Genomic DNA, 21,384 nt, shown 5'->3' with positions numbered 1-21,384 from the left:
AAACTACCGAATTATAATCTTCAATGATCTTTCAACGCGCCCTACGACGAGAAATGGCCAGTGCTGCCGGGGCCACCTTCACAGTGCTGTTCAGTATCAGCGTCACCTGGACCCTGATCGGGGTGCTCGGCAAAGCCGCTGGCGGCAAGGCCGCATCGGGTGACGTCATCGCGTTGATCGCTTTCGCCGTGCTGAATTATCTGCCAACTCTCGTTATCCTCACCAGCTTTATTTCAGTGCTGATGGTGGTCACGCGGACCTACCGCGATTCCGAAATGGTGGTGTGGTTTGCCTCGGGTATGAGCCTGCTGCGCTGGATACGGCCGGTGCTCACTTTCGGCCTGCCACTGGTGCTGATCACCGCCGGCCTGAGTTTCGTCGCCACCCCGTGGGCCAAGCAGAAAAGCCTGGAGTACGTGGAGCGCTTTGAAAAGCGCGAAGATCTGCAAAAAGTCTCGCCGGGCCAGTTCAAGGAATCGGCCGCCGCCAACCGCATCTTCTTCGTGGAAGGCGTGGCCGGCAAATCGGCCGTGGTGCAAAACGTGTTCGTCAACACCACCGACGCCCGTGGCGATGCGGTCATCGTCGCGCGCGAAGGCGTGATCAACACCGGGCCGAAAGGCGAGCGCTATCTGGTGCTGAAGAACGGCCGCCGTTATCAGGGCACGCCGGGCAAGGCCGACTTCCAGACCATGGAGTTCGACAGCTACAGCATGCGCGTGACGCAGCAGACGCAGGACCTGGAATCCGATCACGAAGCAGTCGCCCTGCCGACCATGGACCTGCTGAAGCAAACCGGCAGCGTGGCGCGCGCGGAGCTGTTGTGGCGCATCGCCCAGCCGCTCACCTGCCTGGTGCTGATTCTGCTGGCGGTGCCGCTGGGTTTCGTCAATCCGCGCGCGGGCAGCTCGGCCAATCTGATTATCGCGCTGCTGGTGTTCTTCAGCTATAGCAACTTCGTCAAACTGGTGGAGGCCAGCGTCAAGCAGGGCAAGGGCAGCTTCGGGATGTCATGGTGGCCGCTGCACCTGGCGGCGGTGCTGGTCGTGTGCGGCCTGTTCGCCTGGCGACTGAACCTGAACCACCGCTACCATCCGCTGGCGCTGTTGGCCGCGTACAAGCGTTCGCGTAACAAGAAAGACTGATTCGCATGAAAATCCTGCAACGCTATTTCGCGGTCTCGATACTGCAAGCGGTGGCCTTTGTGCTGGTGGCGTTTTTGGCGCTGCAAGCGTTCATGGACCTGACCGGCGAACTGCCTTCGGTGGGCAAGAACGGCTATGCGATCCAGTACGCCTTCCTGTATGTGCTGGCGCAGCTGCCCAGCCATGTGTATGAAGTGATGCCGCTGGCGGCGCTGATCGGCACCATCTACACCATGGCGCAGTTTGCGGCCACGTCGGAATTCACCATCATGCGCGCGTCCAGCATGTCGACCGGTATGGTGGCGTGGATGCTGGTCAAGATCGGCCTGGTGCTGGTGATTATCACCTTCATTTTCGGCGAGTTGATTACGCCGCGCACCGCGCCGATCGCCGAGAAGATTCGCCTGAGTGCGCGCGGCGCCGCCATCTCGACCGAATTCCGCTCCGGCTTGTGGACCAAGGATATCGTCAAGGCCGAGGGCATGACCGGCGAGGTCACTGGCTCGCGCTTCTTCAACGTGCGCCAGGTGAAGCCGGACGGCACGCTGATCGGCGTCAAGCTGTACGAATTCGACACCAACTTCCGCCTGCGCTCCATCACACTGGCGAATACCGGCACCTTCCAGGGCAATAACAAGTGGCTGCTGAGCGGTGTCACGGAAAACCTGTTCACCAATCCGCAACTGCTCAAGCCGGGCGCGGAGGCCAACCTGGAGAACAACTTCGCGCAGGAGTCGGGCATGATCGAGACCCGCCACAGCGCGACCAAGGATCTGCTGTCGGAGATCACCCCGAGGATTCTGGCGGTGGCCGGCTCCGATCCGGACCGCATGTCGGCCTCCGAGCTGGCGGTGTACACCCGCCACCTGCAGGAGAACAAGCAGGAGACCGAGCGCTTCAAGATCGCGTTCTGGAAAAAGCTGTTCGACCCGCTGACCATCTTCGTGCTGATGGCGCTGGCCCTGCCGTTCGGCTACCTGCACACGCGTAGCGGTGGCGTGAGCCTGAAAATCTTCGTCGGGATTATGATCGGCGTCAGCTTCCAGCTGGTGAATGCGCTGTTCTCGCACCTGGGTGTGCTGAGCACCTGGCCGGCGATTGTGACGGCGATTGCGCCGAGTATCTTGTTTCTGCTGCTGGCGCTGGGCGCCTTGTGGTGGGTGGAGCGGCACTGATGACCCAACGCGCACTGATTTTATTTGCCCATGGCGCCCGCGCCGAATCGTGGGCGGCGCCGTTCGAACGCTTGCGCGACCTGACGCAGGCGCGCGAGCCGGGTGTTCGCGTGCAGCTGGCGTATCTGGAACTGATGTCGCCGCGCTTGCCGGATGTGGCGGCGGCGCTGATTGCCGACGGCATTGTCGACATCACCGTGGTGCCGGTATTCCTGGGCCAGGGCGGCCATGTGCTGCGCGACCTGCCGCTGATGATCGACGAGCTGCGCATCGCCTATCCGCAAGCCGCCATCAAGGTGGTGGAGGCGGCTGGCGAGAATGCGGCGGTGCTCAACGCGCTGTCGGATTACTGCGTCGGCGCGCTGTCCTAATTTACGCGTCGCCAGACTGACAGCGGAATCTGCCCGTCCGGCCGCGCCGGGACGCGGTAGCTCAGTTCATCCCCTTTCAATTCGTAGCGGCGTTCCTGCCGCGTACCTTCCCAATTTGAAAACGCCGCGCTCTCGATGATGAAGGTCAGCGTGCGCGAAGGCTCGTCGATCGCCATGCGACCGAAGTGCGTGCTCGATCCTTCGACGGCGGCGCGGAACTCCTGTTCGGTGCCGCTCTTTTTGTCGCCGCTGGCGAAGCGCGGGCGGCCCTGCTGGTAGATCTGCACCGTGTAGCGGCCTTCGCTATCGATCATCATTAAGCCGCTCGGGGCCTCGCCGTAATCGTGCAAGCGGGCGCCGTCGGGCAGCAGGCGGTCAGCGGCCACCAGCGCCCAGGTGCCGGCCAGCGGGAACGGCTGGGCGGCCATCGCGGCTTGGTGCGCGGGTACCCACATCATCAGGCAAAACAGGCGGTTCAAGATTTTCATCGCATCTTCCTTTCAAATAAAGACACGATAGCCGTGAAGGCGGCTGCGCAAAATTAGCAAAAGCCGTGCGCAATATGTGCATAATTGCACAATGAACCAACCTAACTGGGACGACCTGCGCTTCTTCCTTGCCCTTCACGATGCCGGCACGCTGTCCGGCGCTGCGCGGGCGGCGGGCGTGGAGCACACTACCGTGGCCCGGCGCATCGACGCGCTGGAGGCGGCGCTTGCCGTCAAACTGTTCGACCGCTTCCCCAAGGGCTGGTCGCTGACGGCGGCCGGCAAGGCGCTGGTGCCGCATGCGCGCAATATGGAAGACGGCTTGCATGGCTTGCTGCGCGTGGCCGGCGGCACGGCGGAATTGAGCGGCAAGGTACGGGTCTCGGCGCCGCCGGCGGTGACGGCGTGGGTGCTGGCGCCGGGACTGCAACAGGCTTTACATCGCTTGCCGGGCATTGAACTGGATCTGCGCGCCGAGTTGAAGGTGACGGATCTGATGCGGCGCGAGTCGGATATCGCCATCCGCTACAACCGCCCGACCTCGCCGGGGCTGGCGGTGCGCAGCCTGGCTACGGTGACCTATCGCTTATGCGCCAGCGAGGCTTATCTGGCGGAGCGCGCGCCGGAGCAGTGGGAGTTCCTCGGCTACGATGAGCTGTTGCAGCACACGCCGCAGCACCAGTGGCTGGAGAAGGTGCGCGGCACGCGGCGCTACTGCATGCGCTCCAATGACCTGGGCACGTTGTACCAGGCCACGCTGGCAGGTGGCGGCGTGGCGGTGCTGCCGGATTATTTTCCCTTGTCGCCGCTGGTGCAGATCGAAGCGCCGACGTGCGCGGTCAAGCGCAAGCTGTGGATCGTCATGCACGAAGACGTGCGCCGCGCAGCGCCAGTGCGCGCCGTCGCCGACGAGATCATCGCGCTGCTGTCTACGCGTTGAAGGTGGCTGCGTTAAGTCAGGTGCCGCAGTTGATTTTCCACGGTACGCCAAAGCGGTCGGTGACGATAGCGTAGCAGGGCGACCAGAATGTTTTCTGTGGCGCGAGGATGACATGGCCGCCTGTTTGCAGGGCGTTGAAACAGGCGTGGACCTTGTCTTCCGCATTTACGCCAAGCAGCACATAAAAGCCGCTCGGCCGTTCATACCTGCTGGCATCGACATCCGCCCCAGCCAGCTCCACGCCATCGATGCTGATATTTGCGTGGACAATTTTGTCGGCATGCGACGCCGACACCGCCGGTACAGGCGAGTCCTTCACCTTAAGCATGGTCCCGATTTTGCCGCCAAGGTGCTCCGCATAAAAAGCAAACGCTTCCTCGCATTGGCCATTGAAATCGATATGAAATGACAGGCTCATAGCTGGTGGCATTGTTAACTGGTTACGGGAATTTAGCACACCCTATCCGGCAGCGCAAACGGCGCGGGTGGTGAGGACGTGGTCGATCAGGCCGTACTCCCTGGCTTGGGCGGCCGACATGTAGTTGTCGCGGTCGGAGTCTTTCTCGACTTGCGCCAGCGTTTGGCCGCTGCGCTCGGCCAGCAGGGTGTTGAGACGGTGGCGTTGGTAGGTCACTTCGCGGGCCTGGATTTCGATGTCGGAGGCGACGCCTTGCGAGCCGCCGTGCGGCTGGTGGATCATGATGCGGGCGTTGGGCAGCGCGTAGCGTTTGCCGATGGCGCCAGCCGCCAGCAGGAACGATCCCATGCTGGCTGCAAAGCCCGTGCACAGCGTCGACACCTCCGGCTGGATGAACTGCATGGTGTCGTAAATCGCCATGCCGGCATACACCGAGCCGCCGGGGGAGTTGATGTACAGTGAGATGTCCTTTTCGGGATTGTCGGATTCGAGAAACAGCAGCTGCGCGACGATCAGGTTGGCCGATTGCTCGGTCACTTCGCCCACCAGGAAGATCACGCGTTCTTTCAGCAGGCAGGAGTAGATGTCGAAGGCGCGTTCGCCACGACTGGTGTGCTCGATTACGGTTGGGATGAGTGTCATGATGATCCTTTCGCGGTAAAGTGGAGTTGATGTCCGCTTGACGCTTGAGGAAGTGGCCGGCGTGATGGCAAAAATAAATATCGCTGGCCTGTCACAGTTGGCCGTCGTCCAGCGTCAAGCGGCATACTCACTGCAAAAGGAGAACCACCATGATGGACAGCGACGGCGCCATGTTCGAGCAACTGCGTCCACGCCTGAAGGCAATCAGCGCGCGCATTGTCGGCAGCGAGGCGGAGGCCGAGGATGTGGTGCAGGATTGTTTTCTGAAGTGGCATGGCGCGCAGCAGGGTGCTGTGGTGACGCCGGCCGCTTGGCTGACCACCGTGGTGCAGCATCAGTCGATTGACCGTCTGCGCAAGCGTCTTCGCGATGCCATGGCGGCGCATACGGCGCTGGAGCTGACGCCCGAGACGCAGCCAGCGTCGCCGGAAGACGTCTTGCTGCGCCGCGCGGAACTGGGCGAGGCGCTGGCGCGTCTGCTGTCACGCTTGTCGCCACAGGAGCGCCTGTCGCTGGTGCTGCACGAAGTCTTTGAATGCGATCACGCCGACATCGCATCGGCCTTGGGTACCAAGGCGGTGAATACGCGCCAATACCTGGCCCGTGCGCGCAAGCGTCTGCGCGCGGAGAACGAGGAGCCGACGCCGGAAGAGAAATTGAGCAAGGAGCTAGTCAGGCGTTTTCAGCTCGCCATCAACGGCATGGATGCGCCGCTGGTGGTGACACTGCTCACGGACATGCAGCCCGAAGCTCGCCGCCTGGGCGCCTGCGCCAATGACGCCTGCTACAGCCTTGCACTGGCCGCCTAGCCATCAGCGCAACACAGCGATGTACTAGTAGCAACACCCGAGTTGCTTGTGGTAAAGTCAAAATCTTGCAATAAACTCGGGGTGACGCATGGCCGTTTTATTGGGAGTCGCAATTGTGCTGGCCGGTATCTTCGGCGGCTTCGTGCTGGAAGGCGGCCATCTCGGCCCGCTGTATCAGCCGTATGAATTGCTGATGATTGCCGGCGGCGCGCTGGGGGCGTTCGTCATCTCCAACGACGCCAAGGCGATGCGCGCCACCGTCGCCGCCATTCCCACTTTGTTCCAGGGCCCGAAGCAGACCAACGCGCTGTACCTCGACCTGCTGTCCCTGTTGTACGACATTCTCGGCAAAATCCGCAAGGAAGGGCTGATGTCGGTGGAGTCGGATATCGACAATCCGGAACAGAGCGCGCTGTTCGTCAAATTCCCTTCCATCCTGGCTGATCACCACCTCACCGAGTTCATTACCGATTACCTGCGGCTGATGGTGTCCGGGAATATGGACCCGTTCCAGATCGAGAACCTGATGGACAACGAAATCGAAGTCCATCACCAGGACGGCGAAATCCCGATCCACGCGATTACCAAGCTGGCGTATGGCGTCTTCGGCCCGATCGCCAGTCTGCTGGAACGCAAGCTGCAGGAGTCGACCAAGATTTATCAGTGCGTGAAGGTGACGCTGATCGCAAGCCTGAACGGCTACGCGCCGACGCTGGCGGTGGAGTTTGGCCGCAAACTCATCTCCGCCGTGCAGCGGCCTTCGTTCGCCGAAATGGAGAGCCATTTCAAGCAGCAGAAATCCAGGTAGCGCCACGCTATATGCTTTACCTAACAGAGGGAATGCGAAATAGCTCCTAGACTGTAATTTCACAGACATAGGAGCTCGCCAGATGACTATTCGCAGCCTTCTTTCCTCCGCCCTGATCGGCGCCGTCGCCAGTGCGCGCTCCATGACGCCGATGGCGACCCTCGCAGCGGCGCGTCTCGCGCACCGCAAGACCAGCGGTGAACTGTTCCTGCTGGATCGTCCGCTGTTCAAATACGGCGCGCTGGCGATGGGCGCCGGCGAACTGTTTGGCGACAAAATGAAGACCGCGCCGGATCGCACGGTGTTCCTCGGCCTGACGGCGCGCGTGGCGAGTGCCGGCATTGCCGGTTCCGCGCTGGCGCCGAAGGGCAAGGAGGCGGCTGGCGCTGCGGTGGCAGTGGCAACCGCTGTGCCGCTGGCTTACCTGACGCTAGCCGCCCGCAAGCGCGCCATGGCCAGTATCGGCCAGACCCGCAGCGGCTTGATTGAGGATGCGTTGATTGTGGCGGCAGGCATTGCAGTCGTCGCGTGGGCGACGCGTTCAAAGTCCAACTGACGTTGCGCGCTTATTTGCGCGGGACGATTTTGACTTCGTAAATTTTTGGCCACAGTTTGCCGGTGACGAACAGGCGCTTTTTGTCGGCATCGTAGGCGATGCCGTTCATGACGTTTTCGGCGTTCGGGCCTTTGCCGGCATCGGGATACAGTTTGCTGAAGTCGATCCAGCCGGTGATCTTGCCGGTGTTCTGGTCGATGCGGGCGATGGTGTTGGTGTGCCAGATGTTGGCGAAGATTTCGCCGTCCACCACTTCCAGTTCGTTCAGCTGGTTGACGGCGATGCCGTCCGCCGTCACCTTGACGCGCCGCACTTCGAGGAAGGTCTTGGGATCGAGGAAGCGCAGCGTGGCGCTGCCGTCGCTCATCACCAGTTCCTTGCCGTTCTGCGCCAGACCCCAGCCTTCGCCGGGATAGGCGAACTGGCTCTTCAGTTCAAACGTCTTCAGGTCGAACACGAAGCCGGTCTGCGTCTGCCAGGTCAGGCCGACCAGCGTATCGCCCCATACCGTCAGGCCCTCACCGAAATACTGCGGCGGGATGTCCTTGCTCTGCAAGACCTTGCCGCTGGCCAGGTCCACTTTGCGGATCGACGATTTGCCGTTCAGGCCCGTGCTCTCGTACAGGAAGCCGTCGCGATACAGCAGGCCTTCGGTGAAGGCTTGCGTATCGTGCGGATAGCTGCGCACCACCTTGAAATCGTAGGTGGGCAGCGCCGCATAGGACGCGGCGGCAGGCAGCAGGGAGGCGAGAAGGAGGGCTTGAGCGTAAATCTTTTTCACTATGCAGTCACCGAATTTTGTAGTTCAACCATGGCGTCCAGCGTGGTGCCGGGAGCATCCAGCTCCGCTTGCACGCAGGCGCGCGCTTCGGGCGCGTGCACCAGGTTGACAGCCTGCTGGCGCGCGCGCTCCGCCGCAGCAGTATCGCCGCAGCCGGTCAGCAAGTCCAGTACCAAGGCTACTTCGGTGATGTAGTTGAAAACGTCGGCCAGCAGCTCGGCCATGCCTTCGTGCGTCAGCACGTTGATATGGCTCTTTTGCTCATTCAGATGGGTAGCGGCCGCCGCCAGGTGCTGCTCCGGGTCCGGCAGGTAGCGGCGCGCCAGCGTGTAGTCGCCGCACACCATCAGCGCCGGCAGCGCAATGTGGGCGGTTTGCTGCGCCAGCGCGTCCGGCAGTTGCTGGAACAGGTGATAGGTGTTTTGCAAGTCGCCCAGCTTGTCGTTGATGACGCTGATGTCGTTGAAGGTGCCAACGTCGGTGGGGGCGGCTAGCAATTGGGCAGTGAGGCGGTCGCGTTCCGCTACCAGCGCCTGGCGCGCGGGCAGGTATTCTTCTGCAAGCCTGGCCCACGCGGCCAGCACGTACGACAGTCGCAGCGAGGTGGTTTCCGCATCGTTGGCGGTGGCGTCGAACAGCCAGGTGTAGTCCTGCAGAGCGGCTTCAAATTGGCCGGTGTCGTGGGCGTTCCAGGCGCGTTCCAGTCGTTGAACAATGTCCATTACTACCTCTTGTGGTGTGAGTGGACATTTTAATACCGAACGCGGGAAGTCAGGCGCGGAGTTGGGCGGCTATTGGGCCGCTACTCTCTGTATTAAGCCGCTGGTGCGGGCGAGGGCGCATCGCTTCGCCGATCATCACCAGCACCGGGCCGTGCGGCGTGCCGAGACCTTGCGTCAGCTGGGCGATGTCGATGCGGTGAATCTGCTGGTCGGCACGGCTGACGTTTTCGATTACCACCACCGGCTTGTCCGGCGCGTGGCCGTGGGCCAGCAGGCGCTCGGCGGTGGCGATGGCTTCGCGGCCGCCCATGTACTGCACCAGCGTGTCGGTTTCCGGAATGGCGTCGTGGTCCGCGTGTTCTGGCGCGGTGGATGAGGTGAAAAAGGCCACGCTGCGCGCCACACCGCGTTTGGTCAGCGGCTGCCGGGTGGCTGCTGCTGCGGCCAGCGCGGTGGTGATGCCGGGGACGATGTCGGCTTCGATGCCGGCTTCCTCCAGCGCGCGCAGCTCTTCGTCGGCGCGGCCGAACAGCATCGGGTCGCCGCCTTTGAGGCGCACCACCAGCCCGGCGCGCTGCGCGGCATCCACCAGTTGCTGGTTGATGACCTGCTGCGCCACCGAGCGTTGGCCGCTGCGTTTGCCGACCGGGATCTTCTCCGCTTGCGGGCACAGTTCCAGCATCTCGGGCGTCACCAGCGCGTCGTGCAGCACGATGTCGGCTTGCGCCAGCAGGCGCGCGCCGCGCACGGTGATGAGATCCTGGGCGCCGGGCCCCGCGCCGATGAGATAGACCTTGCCGGGCATGGTGCTTACAGGCGGATCATGCCGGCGGCGACGGTCTGGTGCGTCACTTCATCGATCAGGATGAAGGCGCCGGTGGCGCGGATGTCGCTGTAGGCGTCGGCCGCCAACGGCTGCTGCACCGCCAGTTCGATGGTGGCGATGTCGTTCAGCTTCAGGCCTTCGGCGGGATGGCGCTGCTGGGTGTTGATGTCCAGCAGCGATTCAATCGCCTTGACCTTGGCCGACGTCTGCTTGGTGCCGTGCTTGATCCAGTACTTGCGGCGCGCGTCCAGCGGTTCGTCGGACATCCAGCATACATCTGCCTTCAACTGTTTCAGCTGCGTGGCCGGACGATCGGCGCTGGCCAGCAGGTCGCCGCGCGAAATGTCCAGGTATTCGTCCAGCAGCAGCGTGACCGACTGGCCCACCACCGCCGATTGGTGCGAACCTTCCAGCGTGACGATGTCCTTGACGGTCGCGCTCTGGCCGGACGGCTGCACCACCAGCTTGTCGCCCACCGATACCTTGCCGGCTTCGATGCGGCCCATGTAGCCGCGGAAGTCGTTGGCTTCGTGGCCGTTGTGGCGCGCCACCAGCTGCACCGGGAAGCGGAACGGCGCATCGTGCGATTCGTCGTACACCGACAGCGATTCCAGCAGCTCGATCAAGGTCGGGCCTTGATACCAGTCCAGCTTCTCGGTGCGGTCAACCACGTTTTCGCCGCTCAGCGCAGACAGCGGAATCGGCGTGATGTCCTTCAGGCCCAGCGACGCGGCAAACTCGCCGTACGCCTTGACGATGCGGTTGTAGATGTCCTGGTCGTAGTTCACCAGGTCCATCTTGTTGACGGCGACGATCACGTGCTCGATTTGCAGCAGGTGCGCAATGGTCGAGTGGCGCTTGGTCTGGATCAGCAGATCGACGCCGCCATCTTCGCGCAGCTTCACTTTGGAGACGTCCACCAGGATGATCACGGCATCGGCGGTCGAAGCGCCGGTCACCATGTTGCGGGTGTACTGCTCGTGGCCCGGCGTGTCGGCGATGATGAATTTGCGCTTCGGCGTGGCGAAGTAGCGGTAGGCCACGTCGATGGTGATGCCTTGTTCGCGTTCGGCTTCCAGGCCGTCGGTCAGCAGCGACAGGTCGACGGCGTCGCCGACGGTGCGTTTGTGCTTGGAGCGCGACATGGCGTCCAGCTGGTCGGCGAAGATGCCTTTGCTGTCGAACAGCAGGCGGCCGATCAGCGTGGATTTACCGTCATCGACGGAACCGGCGGTGATAAAACGCAGCAGGCTTTGTTCGTTGGTATTGGTGGTCATTAGAAGTATCCTGCTTTTTTACGGATTTCCATCGAAGCTTCGGACGTCTGGTCGTCCATGCGGGTGGCGCCGCGTTCGGTCACTTGCGTGATCGCGGTTTCAGCGATGATCTGCTCCAGCGTCACCGCGTCCGAGGACACAGGGCAGGTGCAGGAGATATCGCCGACGGTACGGAAACGCACCACTTGTTTTTCGACGGTCTCGCCTTCGCGTGGCGGCGTCAGGTCGGTCAGCGGCACCAGCAGGCCGTTGCGCGGAATGACTTCACGCTCGTGGGCGAAGTAGATCGGCGGCAGTTCCAGTTTTTCGCGGGCGATGTACTGCCACACATCCAGCTCGGTCCAATTCGAGATCGGGAACACGCGCATGTTTTCGCCTGGATGGACGCGGGTGTTATACAGGTCCCACAGTTCCGGGCGTTGCGACTTTGGATCCCACTGGCCGAATTCGTCGCGGAAGGAGAAGATGCGTTCCTTGGCGCGGGCCTTCTCTTCGTCGCGGCGGGCGCCGCCGATGCAGGCGTCGAAGCCATGTTCGGCGATGGTTTCTAGCAGCGTCACGGCTTGCGCGGCGTTGCGCGAATCGGTTTGCGGATTACGCAGACGCACGGTGCCCTTGCGGATCGATTCTTCGACCGAACCGACGATCAGGCGTTCGCCCAGTTCAGCCACGCGCTTGTCGCGGAAGGTGATCACTTCCGGGAAGTTATGGCCGGTGTCGACGTGCACCAGCGGGAACGGGAATTTGCCAGGGCGGAAAGCCTTTTCGGCGATACGCAGCAGGACCACCGAGTCTTTACCGCCCGAGAACAGCAGGGCAGGGTTGCTGCATTCGGCCGCGACTTCGCGCATGATGTGGATCGCTTCGGATTCCAAAGCATCGAGGTGGCGCGCATTCACGTGCACATTGTTTTCTACTAAAGCGTTCATTGGATCTCTTTCAAAGCATCTTATGCTGCGACAGATTTAATGCGTATCAGTTTGCCGTCAACGACGTGCAGGCCGCATTCTTTCGATTCCGGGTTTTCCCACCACCAGCGGCCGGCGCGGACATCTTCGCCCGGCTGGATGGCGCGGGTACACGGTTCGCAGCCGATCGACGGGTAGCCCTGGTCGTGCAGCGCGTTGTACGGCACGCCGTTGTCGCGGATGTACTGCCAGACGTCTTCCTCGGACCAATCGGCCAGCGGATTAAACTTGGTCATGAAGTGGCCCGGATCATCCTCTTCCACCATCAGCGAACCGCGCGTGGCGGCTTGGGCGCGGCGCTGGCCGGTAACCCAGGCTTTCTTGCCCAGCAGCGCGCGGCCCAGCGGCTCGACCTTGCGGATGCGGCAGCACTCCTTGCGCATCTCGACGCTGTCGTAGAAGGCGTTCAGGCCATTCTGCGCGACGTAGGCGTCGACCGCTTCGGTTTGCGGCTTGTACACCGCGATCTCGTAGCCGTAGTGTTCTTTCACCTTGTCCAGCATGGCCAGCGTTTCCTTGTGCAGGCGGCCGGTTTCCAGCGAGAAGATGCCGATGTCGTACTGGCCCTTCAGGATCAAATCGGTCAACACCATGTCTTCGGCCGCCAGCGACGAGGCGAAAACGGCCGGGGAAAAATCGCTGGCGATGCGGGACAGCGTGGAGCGCGTGTCCGCAATCAGCTTGCTCAGGTCACTCATTTTAATTCCAATCAAATACCGGCGCCGTCGTTGTTGGCTGCCGCCGCGACATTCGGCACAGGGCGTGCGTGGCGGCGGAACAGCGGCACCTTCTGGTCTACCGAAGCCTGATAGGTTTCGGAGAAGTCGGACAGGCCTTTCAGCGCATCGTGGACGTCGCGGTCCGAGCGCACCGAGTAGGCGTCAAAGCCGACCCGCTGCATCGAGAACAGCTGGTCGCGCAGCACGTCGCCGACGGCGCGCAGTTCGCCGGTCCAGCCCAGGCGGGTGCGCAGGTTGTAGGCGATTGAGTAGCCGCGGCCATCGGTGAATTTCGGGAAGTCGACGGCGATCAGCGGGAACTGGTCCAGCAGGTCTTTCAGCGTTTCCGCACGTTCGTCGGAGGCGATCCAGACGGCGATCTCGCCGGCGGCGGTACGCGCCGCCAGCACTTCGCGCTGCACCAGCCACAGGCTCAGTGGCACGATGAATTTGCCGGCCGGGACGCTGACCGTGGCCGGATCGTGCACTGGCGCGCCGTCCACCGGTTCGGCCAGGCGCAGCACCTGCCAGTCGTCTTCGACCACTTCGCGGCCCTTGATAATCAAATTCTTAGACATATTCATCCTCTCCTACCAGGCGGCCGCCTTTTTCAGCGATCGGCGTGGCGTACACAAATTCCTTGAACGGCGCCACGCCCAGGCGCTGCGCACAGTCGGCAAACGATTCATCTTCAAAGCGCTCGCGCAGATATACCTTCAGCAGGCGGTCGATCACTTCCGGCATTTGCAGCGCGGAGAACGACGGGCCGATGATCTTGCCAATGGCGGCGTTGTTGCCTTGCGCGCCGCCGATCGACACTTGATACCATTCGCTGCCGTCTTTATCCACGCCCAGCACGCCGATGCTGCCGACGTGGTGGTGGCCGCAGGCGTTGATGCAGCCGGAGATATTCAGTTCGATCTCGCCAATATCGTGCTGGAAGTCGAGGTTCTCGAAGCGCTCAGAAATGGCGGCGGCGATCGGCAGCGACTTGGCGTTGGCCAGCGAGCAGAAGTCGCCTCCCGGGCAGCAGATCATGTCGGTCAGCAGGCCGATATTCGGCGTCGCCAGGCCGTGCGCCTTGGCTTCCTGCCACAGCGCGAACAACTGCGACTGCTCGACGTCGGCCAGCACCACGTTCTGTTCGTGGGTGACGCGCAGTTCGGCAAAGCTGTAACGGTCCGCCAGGTCGGCCATGAAGTCCATCTGTTCGGCGGTGGCGTCGCCCGGCGGCACGCCGGTTTTCTTCAGCGACAGCACCACGGCGGCGTAACCCGGCTGCTTGTGCGGTTTGACGTTGCGGTTGACCCAGTTGGCGAAGGCCTTGTTGCCGGCTTGCGCGGCCACCACGTCGGAATCGTCCAGCTGCTTGTAGGCCGGCGGCTGGAAGTAGTCGATCACGCGCTGCATCTCTTCGATGGTCAGCGTTTCCGGGCCGTCCTTTAGGTCTACCCATTCTGCTTCCACCTGGCGGGTGAATTCTTCCACGCCCAGTGCTTTCAGCAGGATCTTGATACGCGCCTTGTACTTGTTGTCGCGGCGGCCGTGCTGGTTATACACGCGCATCACGGCTTCGGTGTAGGTCAGCAGGTGCTGCCATGGCAGGAAGTCGCGGATCACGCTGCCGATGATCGGCGTGCGGCCCATGCCGCCACCGGCCATGAACTTGAAGCCGATCTCGCCGGCCTCGTTGCGCACCACGGTCAGGCCGATGTCGTGGATGGCGATCGCGGCGCGGTCTTCGACGGCGCCGTTGATCGCGACCTTGAATTTACGCGGCAGGGCGATGAATTCCGGGTGGAAGGTCGACCACTGGCGCAGCACTTCGGCGTACGGACGCGGATCGATGATCTCGTCAGCGGCAACGCCGGCATACGGATCGGAGGTGGTGTTGCGGATGCAGTTGCCCGAGGTCTGGATGGCGTGCATCTCCACCGAGGCCAGGTCGGTCAGGATATCCGGGGTCTGTTCCAGCTCCACCCAGTTGAACTGGATGTTCTGGCGGGTGGTGAAGTGACCGTAGCCGCGGTCGTACTTGCGGGCGATGTGGGCAAACATGCGCATTTGCTTCGATGCCAGCAGGCCGTAGGGCACGGCAATCCGCAGCATGTAGGCGTGGCGCTGCATGTACAGGCCGTTTTGCAGGCGCAGCGGCACGAATTCTGCCTCGGTCAGCTCATCGGCCAGGCGACGGCGTACCTGGTCGCGATACTGGGCGATGCGCTCTCGGACGATGAGATGGTCGTATTGGTCGTATTGATACATGAATATTCTTCCTGGATAGTCGCTGATTCCCCAAACTAGCGCTAATAGTAATAAACTTCGTCTTTATTCCATACGACTTAGTCTTTATTTGCTTATATAAGGATTGGGCATAAGCATGGACGCTAATAATTTTAAGATGGGCCAGGACCTGCAATGAACCTTCATCAATTGCGCTTTGTGCGCGAAGCAGTACGCCAGAACTACAATTTGACCGATGCCGCCAAGGCGCTGTTCACCTCGCAACCGGGTGTCTCCAAAGCGATCATCGAGCTGGAAGAGGAGTTGGGGGTCGACATCTTTACCCGTCACGGCAAGCGGATCCGCGGCCTGACCGAGCCGGGCCGGCTGGTATTACAGTCGGTGGAACTGATTATGCAGGAAATCGATAGCCTGAAGCGCATCGGCAAGGAATACGCGGCGCAGGACAGCGGCAGCTTCACCATCGCCACCACCCACACCCAGGCGCGCTACATTTTGCCGAAGGTGGTGCAGGCCTTCATGGTCAAGTTTCCCAAGGTGCGATTGTCTTTATTGCAAGGCAATCCGCAGCAGATCGCCGAGATGGTGCAGCGCGACCAGGCCGACCTGTGCATCGCCACCGAATCGATCGCCGGCGTGACCGGACTGGTAACCTTGCCATGTTATCAATGGGAGCACGTGGTGGTGGTGTCGCCCGACCATCCGCTGCTGCGCATCAAGCAGCCGACGCTGGAAGAGATCGCGGCTTTCCCGATCATCACGTATGATGGCGCCTTTGCCGGCCGCAGCAAGATCGACCACGCGTTTTCCCTGCGCGGCCTGAAGCTGGACGTGCTGCTGGAAGCCATCGACGCCGACGTCATCAAGACTTATGTGGAGTTGGGCATGGGGATTGGTATCATAGCGGGTATGGCGTTTGACGCCGAGCGCGACAAGAACCTGCGCGCGATCCCGGTCGGCCACCTGTTCGGCATGAACGTGTCGCGGGTGGCGGTCAAGCAGGGCGCCTACCTGCGCAGCTATATTTACACCTTTATTGAACTGCTGGCGCCTACGCTCAACCGCAAGTTGATCGAACAGGCCATGAGCGGTGAAAAAGAGAACTACGAACTATAAAGAAAGCATCAACATGATTACCAACCAGTTGACACAATATTACGCCGTCAACGCGGACAACTACGATCAGGTCTACGCGCAGGAAGAGCGCTTTGACGACCTGGATGATCTGCAAGAGATGGTGGCCGAGCTGTTCACCGGCCACAAGGTGCTGGAACTGGCCTGCGGCACCGCGTACTGGACCGACCTGATCGCGGAAACCGCTGAGTCGGTCTACGCCACCGATATTTCGCAGGAAATGCTGGACCTGGCGGAAACCCGCGGCCTGGACGAGGATGTCGTTACCTTCGGCCAGATGGACGCCTTCGACCTGCCGGACGGCCTGGAAGGCCAGTACACCGCCGTGTTCGCCGCCGGCCTGTGGGCCCATCTGCCGCGTGAAGACTACGATAAATTCCTGAAGATGCTGCGCGCCAAGCTGGGCAAGGACGTGCTGCTGGTGCTGCTGGACGAATCGTATGTCGATGGCAATTCGATGGTGATCGCCCGCACCGATGCGGAAGGCAACACCTACCAGATCCTGACCGCCGACGACGGCCAGCGCTACGAGATCCTGAAGAACTACCTGACCGACAGCACGCTGCGCAAACGCTTCACCAACCATGCGAAGCAGTTCCGCATCGAGCGCTTGCAATATTACTATTTGTTGAGCTGCCGCCTGAAGTAAGCTCAGGAATAAATTAAAGCCGCCTTAAGCGGCTTTTTTTTCGTCTACTGATGTTGGAATACAACAAATTAGCGTTGTCACATTGTTGAAGTAATTGATAGGCATGATTGCCGCCGTGGAATCAATAACGCAGTTTTTCTTCAACCTCAAGTAGAGAACATCAAGTGAAAAAACTTACTCTGGCAGCAATGATCATCGGCGGCTTCGCAGCGCAAGCCCAAGCTCAATCGAACGTGACGATCTACGGCCTGGTGGACGCCGGTATCGTGAGCGAGCGCGGTGGCGCAGCTGGCAACGTGACCAAAGTTACCAGCGGCATCGGCGGCCAATCCCGTCTGGGCTTCCGCGGTACCGAAGACCTGGGCAACGGCCTGTCGGCTATCTTCCAACTGGAAACCGGCTTCAAAGCCGATGATGGCACCCTGGACAGCACCAACACCATCTTCAACCGTCAAGCCTTCGTTGGCCTGAAAAGCAAAGAAGCCGGCCAACTGACCATCGGTCGTCAGTACACCCCACTGTACCTGGCACAAAGCCAGGTCGCTGACCCATTCGGCGCAGGCTATGCCGGCACCATCAAAAACCTGTTCCCATCGGCCGGCGCCAACACCCGCGTCAGCAACGCGCTGGTGTACTCGACCCCAACCACCGGCGGCTTCAGCGCCGACGCACTGTACTCGCTGGGCGAGCAACAAGGCAGCGCCACCGCCGGCCGTCAGTTCGGCTTTGGCCTGAACTACGCCCAAGGCCCGCTGAACGCGCGCCTGGTGTACAACAACAAGAACAACGATACCGCCGCCACCCTGACCACCGCAGCCAAGCTGCAGGACACCGGCCGCAACACGATGTTCGCCGCCAACTACGACTTCCAGGTTGTCAAGGCCTTCTTCGCCTACGGCGCCGACAAAGGCGTCAACAGCGCCGTGCTGCCAAACAGCGCCAATCCGTACAACTACACCGTGGCGCCGAAGAACAGCACCGACAGCAACGAATTCCTGATCGGCGCGCAGATCCCAGTGGGTTCGGGCAGCATCATGGCTTCGTACATCCGCAAGAACGACAAGACCACGGCTAACCAGGATGCTGATCAGTGGGCCCTGGGTTACCTGTACAACCTGTCGAAGCGTACCGGCGTGTACCTGGCTTATGCCAAGATCAAGAACAAAAACGGCGCTGGCTACACCGTGGGTAACAACAACGAAGCTGGTAGCGGCGACAAAGCCTTCAACGCCGGCATCCGTCACGCGTTCTAAGCTGGTGTAGGCAGTTCCGGCGGCGGCAGCGGCAGGCGGATCATGATCCGCGTGCCGCCGTCGCTGGCGATGGCGATATCGCCATGCAGTGCCCAGACGCGTTCGCGCATCCCGATCAGGCCGAAGGACGTTGCTTTGTCCATGTCCTTTTCGGCGATGCCGCGGCCGTCATCATGAATCATCACATGCAGCGTCCCATCGTTGCGATACAGTGACAGTATCACCTCGCCGGCCTCGGCGTGACGGGCGATATTGGTCAGCGCTTCCTGCACGATGCGGAAGATAGCCGTACTGTAGGCATCATCGAGTATCAAATCCTCTTCCGAAGCGTCCAGCGTGCAGGCAATGTTATTGCGCTCGACGAATTCCTGGCGCAGGCTTTCCAGCGCAAAATACAACCCTCCCTCATCCAGCGCGCGCGGCCGCAGATTGCTGGCGATGCGGCGCAATGACGCGATTGCCGACATCAATAGCTCATCCATGCCGGCCTGTAGTTTGCGGGCGTTGGGATTATGGCTGCTGTGTTTTTGCAGCAGCGCCAGGTCGCCGCGCAGCGTCGCCAGTAGCTGGCCGAGATCGTCATGCAGCTCGCGCGCGATGTGCTTGCGTTCTTCTTCACGGATGGTTTGGAGCGCGGCCGATAGCTCGCGCAACTGCGAATAGGATTGCTCCAGCTGCTGCTGGACTTGGCCGCGTGCGGCCTGCAGTGGGGTTTCAGCGGTCTGGCCGAGGCGCCAGCTCAAGCGCGCGCCGAGAACCAGCGCGGACAGGATCAACAGGGAAGAAGCGGCTCGGCACATGGATGACTCCCTGCGGCCAAAGGACCGCGTGGAGTCACGCTAAAGCATAAACCGATGAGGGGATTTGATTTACATCTGTTTGAACAGATGCAGGAAGCTGCGGCTGACTTCCAGCTTGTCGGAACGACCCTTGATCATCACCAGGTGGCGGCCGCGGATGTCGCGCGTGACGCCTTCGATGGCGTTGACGTTGACCAGCGTGGCGCGGTGGATTTGCCAGAACAGCGCCGGGTCCAGCTCGTCGGCGAGGTCGCGCACCGGCTTGCGGATCAGCGCTTCGTATTTCTCGGTCTGCACGCAGGTGTATTTCTCGTCCGAGCGGAAGAACAGGATTTCCTCGACCGGAATCATGCGCAGGTCCTGGCCGATGCTGGCCTGGATCCATTGCAGGTGGGCCGGCTTGGGCGAGGCGATCTTCTCGGTCAGCTGGGCCAGCATGGCGGTGACGCTGGCGTTGATGTCGGCGCCGGCGACCGCGCCCGTCGCCACCTGTTTGCTCAGGCGGCCCTTGAGGCGGTCGACCGTCACTTGCAGGCGCTCTGGCTCAGGCGGTTTCAGCACGTAATCGATGGCGCCGCGCTCGAAGGCTTCGACGGCATAGGCATCGTAGGCGGTAACGAAGACGATGTTGCTCTTGTTGCCGATTGCGGCAGCCGCTTCCATGCCGGTCTTGCCCGGCATGCGGATATCGAGGAAGGTGAAGTCCGGCTTGAGCTGGTCGACCAGTTCGATCGCCTCGTCACCGTTCTTGGCCTCGCCAATAATGTCGAGCTCAGGCCAAACCTGGCCCAGGCGCATGCGCAATTGGTCGCGCATTAAACGTTCGTCATCTGCAATGATTGCTGTAGGCATGGTGCGGGTGTGGGTTGTTAGTTAAATTATTATTCAACGAATTGCGTTAATAAGCAATCATGGTGTTTTTTTAGCCAACTGGTATGGCACTTCGATGGTGACGATCACGCCGCTGGGGCTGTTGGCGGCGATCAGCAGTTGGCCTTGTTCGCCGTGCAGCAGTTTCAGGCGTTCGCGGATATTTGACAGGCCAAGGCCGGTGCCATCGCTGGGCTTGGCGCCAAAGCCGAGGCCGTTGTCGGCGACGATCACGCGCAGCTTGTTGTGGGCGACGTCGGCGCGCACCTTCAGCGTGCCGCCTTCCGGCTTGCCTTCCAGGCCGTGCTTGATGGCGTTTTCCACCATCGACTGCAACATCATTGGCGGGAAGGCGGCGGTGCGCAGGCCGTCGGGGATGTCGAAATCGACCGTCAGGCGCTCTTCCATTCGCATTTTCAGCAGATTGAGGTAAGCCTCGACCATGTCGGCTTCGCGGCCCAGGTTGGTGATCAGTGCGCTGTCGCGGATTTGCGGCAGCACCGCGCGCAGGTATTTGATCAGGCTGCGCTGCATGGCCGAGGCGCGTGGCGGGTCGGTCTCGATGAGGTACTCGACCGAGGCCAGTGTATTAAACAGGAAGTGCGGCTCGACCTGGGCTTGCATCATTTGCATCTTTGCTTCGCTCAGCTGGCGCTGCATGGATTCGCGCTCGGCGGCGGCATTGGCCGACTGGCTTTCCTGTTCGGCGCGCTTTTTGCTGCCCATCAGCGCCTTGGTACCGAACAGGGCCAGCACCAGCAGCGTAATAAAGCTCTTGAACCAGGTGGAGGCCTGGCCGTGATAGCGGGCCACTTTCTGCTCGGCGGCGTCGTCCACGGCTACTTCAATAGCGTTGGACAATTCCTCGCCAATTTGCGGCGGAAGCTCGATGTGGACTTCCTCGCCCGGCAGCGACGGCAGGGCAGGGACGGAGGCAGCGCCGTTCTTGTTGCCTTTGGATGGTTTGGCTGGTGCTTCGGGCGCGGCTGGTGCTTCGGGCGTCTCGGCCGTTTCCGGTGTGGCTGGGGTTTCCGGGGTTTCCGGTGTCTCTGGCGTGGCGACTGGCGTGTGTTCGCCGTTGTCATCGGTATTCTTGTTGCGGATCTTGCCGCGTGGGTTGAAGTGAATGCCGTTGTCGTCGATCAGGATATTGGTATCGCTGCCTTTGCGCTTGGCGCTGCGGGAATGCTCTTCTTCCTGAATCGGGTTCGACGAAAACAGTTCGTCCTGCAGGATGGAGCCGGCAATCAGCATCAGGATGGCAAACACCAGGAACTTCCACCACGACAGCTGGGTCACCCAGGTGGCGGTGGCGTCGAAGCCGCGGTGCAGCCAGGTGCCGGCGGTCTTCAGGGTGTCTTGCACTTTAGGCGTAGGAAACATGAACGGCTTTCGCTCTTAACATGATGCAAGTGTAACCAGCCATGCCCGGACACGCCATGCGATTGCGACAGTCTGCAAAAAATGGCGACTGGACGGTATTTGCAGAGCAGGCACTTGCCAAAGTGAATTCGGCTTGCTATAGTTCTCCTCCTCGCAAAACGGCGCATGTAAATGCAGCGTGTAGCGAGAAAAGAAGAGAAAAAGTAGAGCTTGACGAAATATTCGAAACGCTTCATAATCTTGCCTCTTCGCTGATGAACAAAACGCTTCTTCAGCTGTAACACAGAATGATCTTTAAAAATTTACAGTCGATAAATGTGGGCGTTTGATGCTGCAACAAAAAGCATTAAATGCTCAACAAAGAAATATTCAGTAGAAATACTGTCAGTATTTTTGAGAAGAGCGA

Annotated in this window: 25 protein-coding genes; 11 read left to right on the top strand and 14 right to left on the bottom strand. The window is 61.1% G+C overall.

What is annotated here, in order from left to right:
- The first annotated feature begins 23 nt into the window (after positions 1-23).
- The 3 genes from lptF to GTP69_RS21700 are packed head-to-tail and all read left to right on the top strand — an operon-like array spanning position 24 to position 2,691.
- The gene (lptF, locus tag GTP69_RS21710) at positions 24-1,145 is read left to right on the top strand and encodes an LPS export ABC transporter permease LptF (RefSeq protein ID WP_161056818.1); all 1,122 of its coding nucleotides are present in this window, start codon (positions 24-26) and stop codon (positions 1,143-1,145) included.
- Positions 1,146-1,150: 5 nt separating this feature from the next.
- The gene (lptG, locus tag GTP69_RS21705; protein ID WP_161056817.1) at positions 1,151-2,320 is read left to right on the top strand and encodes an LPS export ABC transporter permease LptG; all 1,170 of its coding nucleotides are present in this window, start codon (positions 1,151-1,153) and stop codon (positions 2,318-2,320) included.
- A complete protein-coding gene (locus GTP69_RS21700) occupies positions 2,320-2,691 on the top strand; it encodes a sirohydrochlorin chelatase (protein WP_161056816.1) in 372 nt (123 codons plus the stop codon). The genes lptG and GTP69_RS21700 overlap by 1 nt, the downstream gene beginning before the upstream one ends.
- Here the strand turns inward: GTP69_RS21700 and GTP69_RS21695 are convergent.
- Positions 2,688-3,179: a lipocalin-like domain-containing protein gene (locus tag GTP69_RS21695; protein ID WP_161056815.1), complete on the bottom strand. Its 492-nt coding sequence runs from the start codon at positions 3,177-3,179 to the stop codon at positions 2,688-2,690. The two genes, GTP69_RS21700 and GTP69_RS21695, sit on opposite strands and share 4 nt — an antisense overlap.
- A gap of 91 nt (positions 3,180-3,270) precedes the next feature.
- Between GTP69_RS21695 and GTP69_RS21690 the strand changes: the two genes are divergently transcribed.
- Positions 3,271-4,119, top strand: coding sequence for a LysR family transcriptional regulator (locus GTP69_RS21690; RefSeq protein ID WP_161056814.1), 849 nt, complete (start codon positions 3,271-3,273; stop codon positions 4,117-4,119).
- 16 nt (positions 4,120-4,135) lie between these two features.
- Here GTP69_RS21690 and GTP69_RS21685 read toward each other — a convergent pair whose 3' ends face one another.
- Together GTP69_RS21685 and clpP are read right to left on the bottom strand one after the other, a co-directional pair.
- Positions 4,136-4,537, bottom strand: coding sequence for a VOC family protein (locus GTP69_RS21685; RefSeq protein ID WP_161056813.1), 402 nt, complete (start codon positions 4,535-4,537; stop codon positions 4,136-4,138).
- Positions 4,538-4,579: 42 nt separating this feature from the next.
- Positions 4,580-5,179, bottom strand: coding sequence for an ATP-dependent Clp endopeptidase proteolytic subunit ClpP (gene clpP / locus GTP69_RS21680; protein ID WP_161056812.1), 600 nt, complete (start codon positions 5,177-5,179; stop codon positions 4,580-4,582).
- Between the two features lie 149 nt (positions 5,180-5,328).
- Between clpP and GTP69_RS21675 the strand changes: the two genes are divergently transcribed.
- The 3 genes from GTP69_RS21675 to GTP69_RS21665 all read left to right on the top strand — a co-directional run bounded on the left by GTP69_RS21675 (position 5,329) and on the right by GTP69_RS21665 (position 7,352).
- Complete coding sequence (locus GTP69_RS21675) at positions 5,329-5,988, top strand: sigma-70 family RNA polymerase sigma factor (protein WP_161056811.1); 660 nt, start codon at positions 5,329-5,331, stop codon at positions 5,986-5,988.
- Between the two features lie 88 nt (positions 5,989-6,076).
- Positions 6,077-6,796 (top strand): motility-associated protein, encoded by a 720-nt coding sequence (locus GTP69_RS21670; RefSeq protein ID WP_161056810.1) that lies wholly within the window; start codon positions 6,077-6,079, stop codon positions 6,794-6,796.
- An 82-nt stretch (positions 6,797-6,878) separates the two neighbouring features.
- Positions 6,879-7,352: a hypothetical protein gene (locus GTP69_RS21665; RefSeq protein WP_161056809.1), complete on the top strand. Its 474-nt coding sequence runs from the start codon at positions 6,879-6,881 to the stop codon at positions 7,350-7,352.
- Positions 7,353-7,362: 10 nt separating this feature from the next.
- Here the strand turns inward: GTP69_RS21665 and GTP69_RS21660 are convergent, their stop codons facing one another.
- The 8 genes from GTP69_RS21660 to GTP69_RS21625 are packed head-to-tail and all read right to left on the bottom strand — an operon-like array spanning position 7,363 to position 14,910.
- The gene (locus GTP69_RS21660; protein WP_161056808.1) at positions 7,363-8,133 is read right to left on the bottom strand and encodes a glutaminyl-peptide cyclotransferase; all 771 of its coding nucleotides are present in this window, start codon (positions 8,131-8,133) and stop codon (positions 7,363-7,365) included.
- Positions 8,133-8,855: a hypothetical protein gene (locus tag GTP69_RS21655; protein ID WP_161056807.1), complete on the bottom strand. Its 723-nt coding sequence runs from the start codon at positions 8,853-8,855 to the stop codon at positions 8,133-8,135. Before GTP69_RS21655 ends, GTP69_RS21660 begins: the two co-directional genes overlap by 1 nt.
- 49 nt (positions 8,856-8,904) lie before the next feature.
- Positions 8,905-9,660, bottom strand: a complete 756-nt coding sequence (gene cobA, locus GTP69_RS21650) for a uroporphyrinogen-III C-methyltransferase (protein ID WP_161056806.1) — start codon at positions 9,658-9,660, stop codon at positions 8,905-8,907.
- 5 nt (positions 9,661-9,665) lie between these two features.
- The gene (locus GTP69_RS21645; RefSeq protein WP_161056805.1) at positions 9,666-10,958 is read right to left on the bottom strand and encodes a sulfate adenylyltransferase subunit 1; all 1,293 of its coding nucleotides are present in this window, start codon (positions 10,956-10,958) and stop codon (positions 9,666-9,668) included.
- On the bottom strand, positions 10,958-11,887 hold the full coding sequence (gene cysD, locus GTP69_RS21640; RefSeq protein ID WP_161056804.1) for a sulfate adenylyltransferase subunit CysD: 930 nt from the start codon (positions 11,885-11,887) through the stop codon (positions 10,958-10,960). The genes GTP69_RS21645 and cysD overlap by 1 nt, the downstream gene beginning before the upstream one ends.
- A gap of 20 nt (positions 11,888-11,907) precedes the next feature.
- Positions 11,908-12,624, bottom strand: coding sequence for a phosphoadenylyl-sulfate reductase (locus GTP69_RS21635; protein ID WP_161056803.1), 717 nt, complete (start codon positions 12,622-12,624; stop codon positions 11,908-11,910).
- 11 nt (positions 12,625-12,635) lie between these two features.
- A complete protein-coding gene (locus GTP69_RS21630; RefSeq protein WP_371868057.1) occupies positions 12,636-13,229 on the bottom strand; it encodes a DUF934 domain-containing protein in 594 nt (197 codons plus the stop codon).
- A complete protein-coding gene (locus tag GTP69_RS21625; protein ID WP_161056801.1) occupies positions 13,216-14,910 on the bottom strand; it encodes a nitrite/sulfite reductase in 1,695 nt (564 codons plus the stop codon). The genes GTP69_RS21630 and GTP69_RS21625 overlap by 14 nt, the downstream gene beginning before the upstream one ends.
- Before the next feature lie 153 nt (positions 14,911-15,063).
- Here GTP69_RS21625 and GTP69_RS21620 point away from each other — a divergent pair, with 153 nt between their 5' ends.
- The 3 genes from GTP69_RS21620 (at position 15,064) to GTP69_RS21610 (ending at position 17,925) form a co-directional block, all read left to right on the top strand.
- The gene (locus GTP69_RS21620) at positions 15,064-16,005 is read left to right on the top strand and encodes a CysB family HTH-type transcriptional regulator (RefSeq protein ID WP_161056800.1); all 942 of its coding nucleotides are present in this window, start codon (positions 15,064-15,066) and stop codon (positions 16,003-16,005) included.
- 13 nt (positions 16,006-16,018) lie between these two features.
- A complete protein-coding gene (locus GTP69_RS21615) occupies positions 16,019-16,672 on the top strand; it encodes a class I SAM-dependent methyltransferase (protein ID WP_161056799.1) in 654 nt (217 codons plus the stop codon).
- A 164-nt stretch (positions 16,673-16,836) separates the two neighbouring features.
- A complete protein-coding gene (locus GTP69_RS21610) occupies positions 16,837-17,925 on the top strand; it encodes a porin (RefSeq protein ID WP_503826649.1) in 1,089 nt (362 codons plus the stop codon).
- On the opposite strand, the gene GTP69_RS21605 is transcribed toward GTP69_RS21610, so the two are convergent.
- The 3 genes from GTP69_RS21605 to GTP69_RS21595 all read right to left on the bottom strand — a co-directional run bounded on the left by GTP69_RS21605 (position 17,922) and on the right by GTP69_RS21595 (position 20,978).
- Complete coding sequence (locus GTP69_RS21605) at positions 17,922-18,725, bottom strand: sensor histidine kinase (RefSeq protein ID WP_308494450.1); 804 nt, start codon at positions 18,723-18,725, stop codon at positions 17,922-17,924. The genes GTP69_RS21610 and GTP69_RS21605 overlap by 4 nt on opposite strands.
- Before the next feature lie 69 nt (positions 18,726-18,794).
- Positions 18,795-19,577 carry a LytR/AlgR family response regulator transcription factor gene (locus GTP69_RS21600; RefSeq protein ID WP_161056798.1) on the bottom strand — a complete coding sequence of 261 codons (783 nt, stop codon included), beginning with the start codon at positions 19,575-19,577 and terminating at the stop codon, positions 18,795-18,797.
- A 57-nt stretch (positions 19,578-19,634) separates the two neighbouring features.
- Positions 19,635-20,978 (bottom strand): sensor histidine kinase, encoded by a 1,344-nt coding sequence (locus tag GTP69_RS21595; protein ID WP_161056797.1) that lies wholly within the window; start codon positions 20,976-20,978, stop codon positions 19,635-19,637.
- A 56-nt stretch (positions 20,979-21,034) separates the two neighbouring features.
- Between GTP69_RS21595 and GTP69_RS21590 the strand changes: the two genes are divergently transcribed.
- Positions 21,035-21,259: a hypothetical protein gene (locus GTP69_RS21590; protein ID WP_161056796.1), complete on the top strand. Its 225-nt coding sequence runs from the start codon at positions 21,035-21,037 to the stop codon at positions 21,257-21,259.
- Positions 21,260-21,384 lie beyond the last annotated feature (125 nt).

It is taken from the genome of Duganella levis (assembly GCF_009857605.1).
GTDB classification, from domain to species: domain Bacteria; phylum Pseudomonadota; class Gammaproteobacteria; order Burkholderiales; family Burkholderiaceae_D; genus Rugamonas; species Rugamonas levis.
Note: the sequence above shows the minus strand (reverse complement) of the source record. Positions and strands in the feature narration are given on the sequence as shown.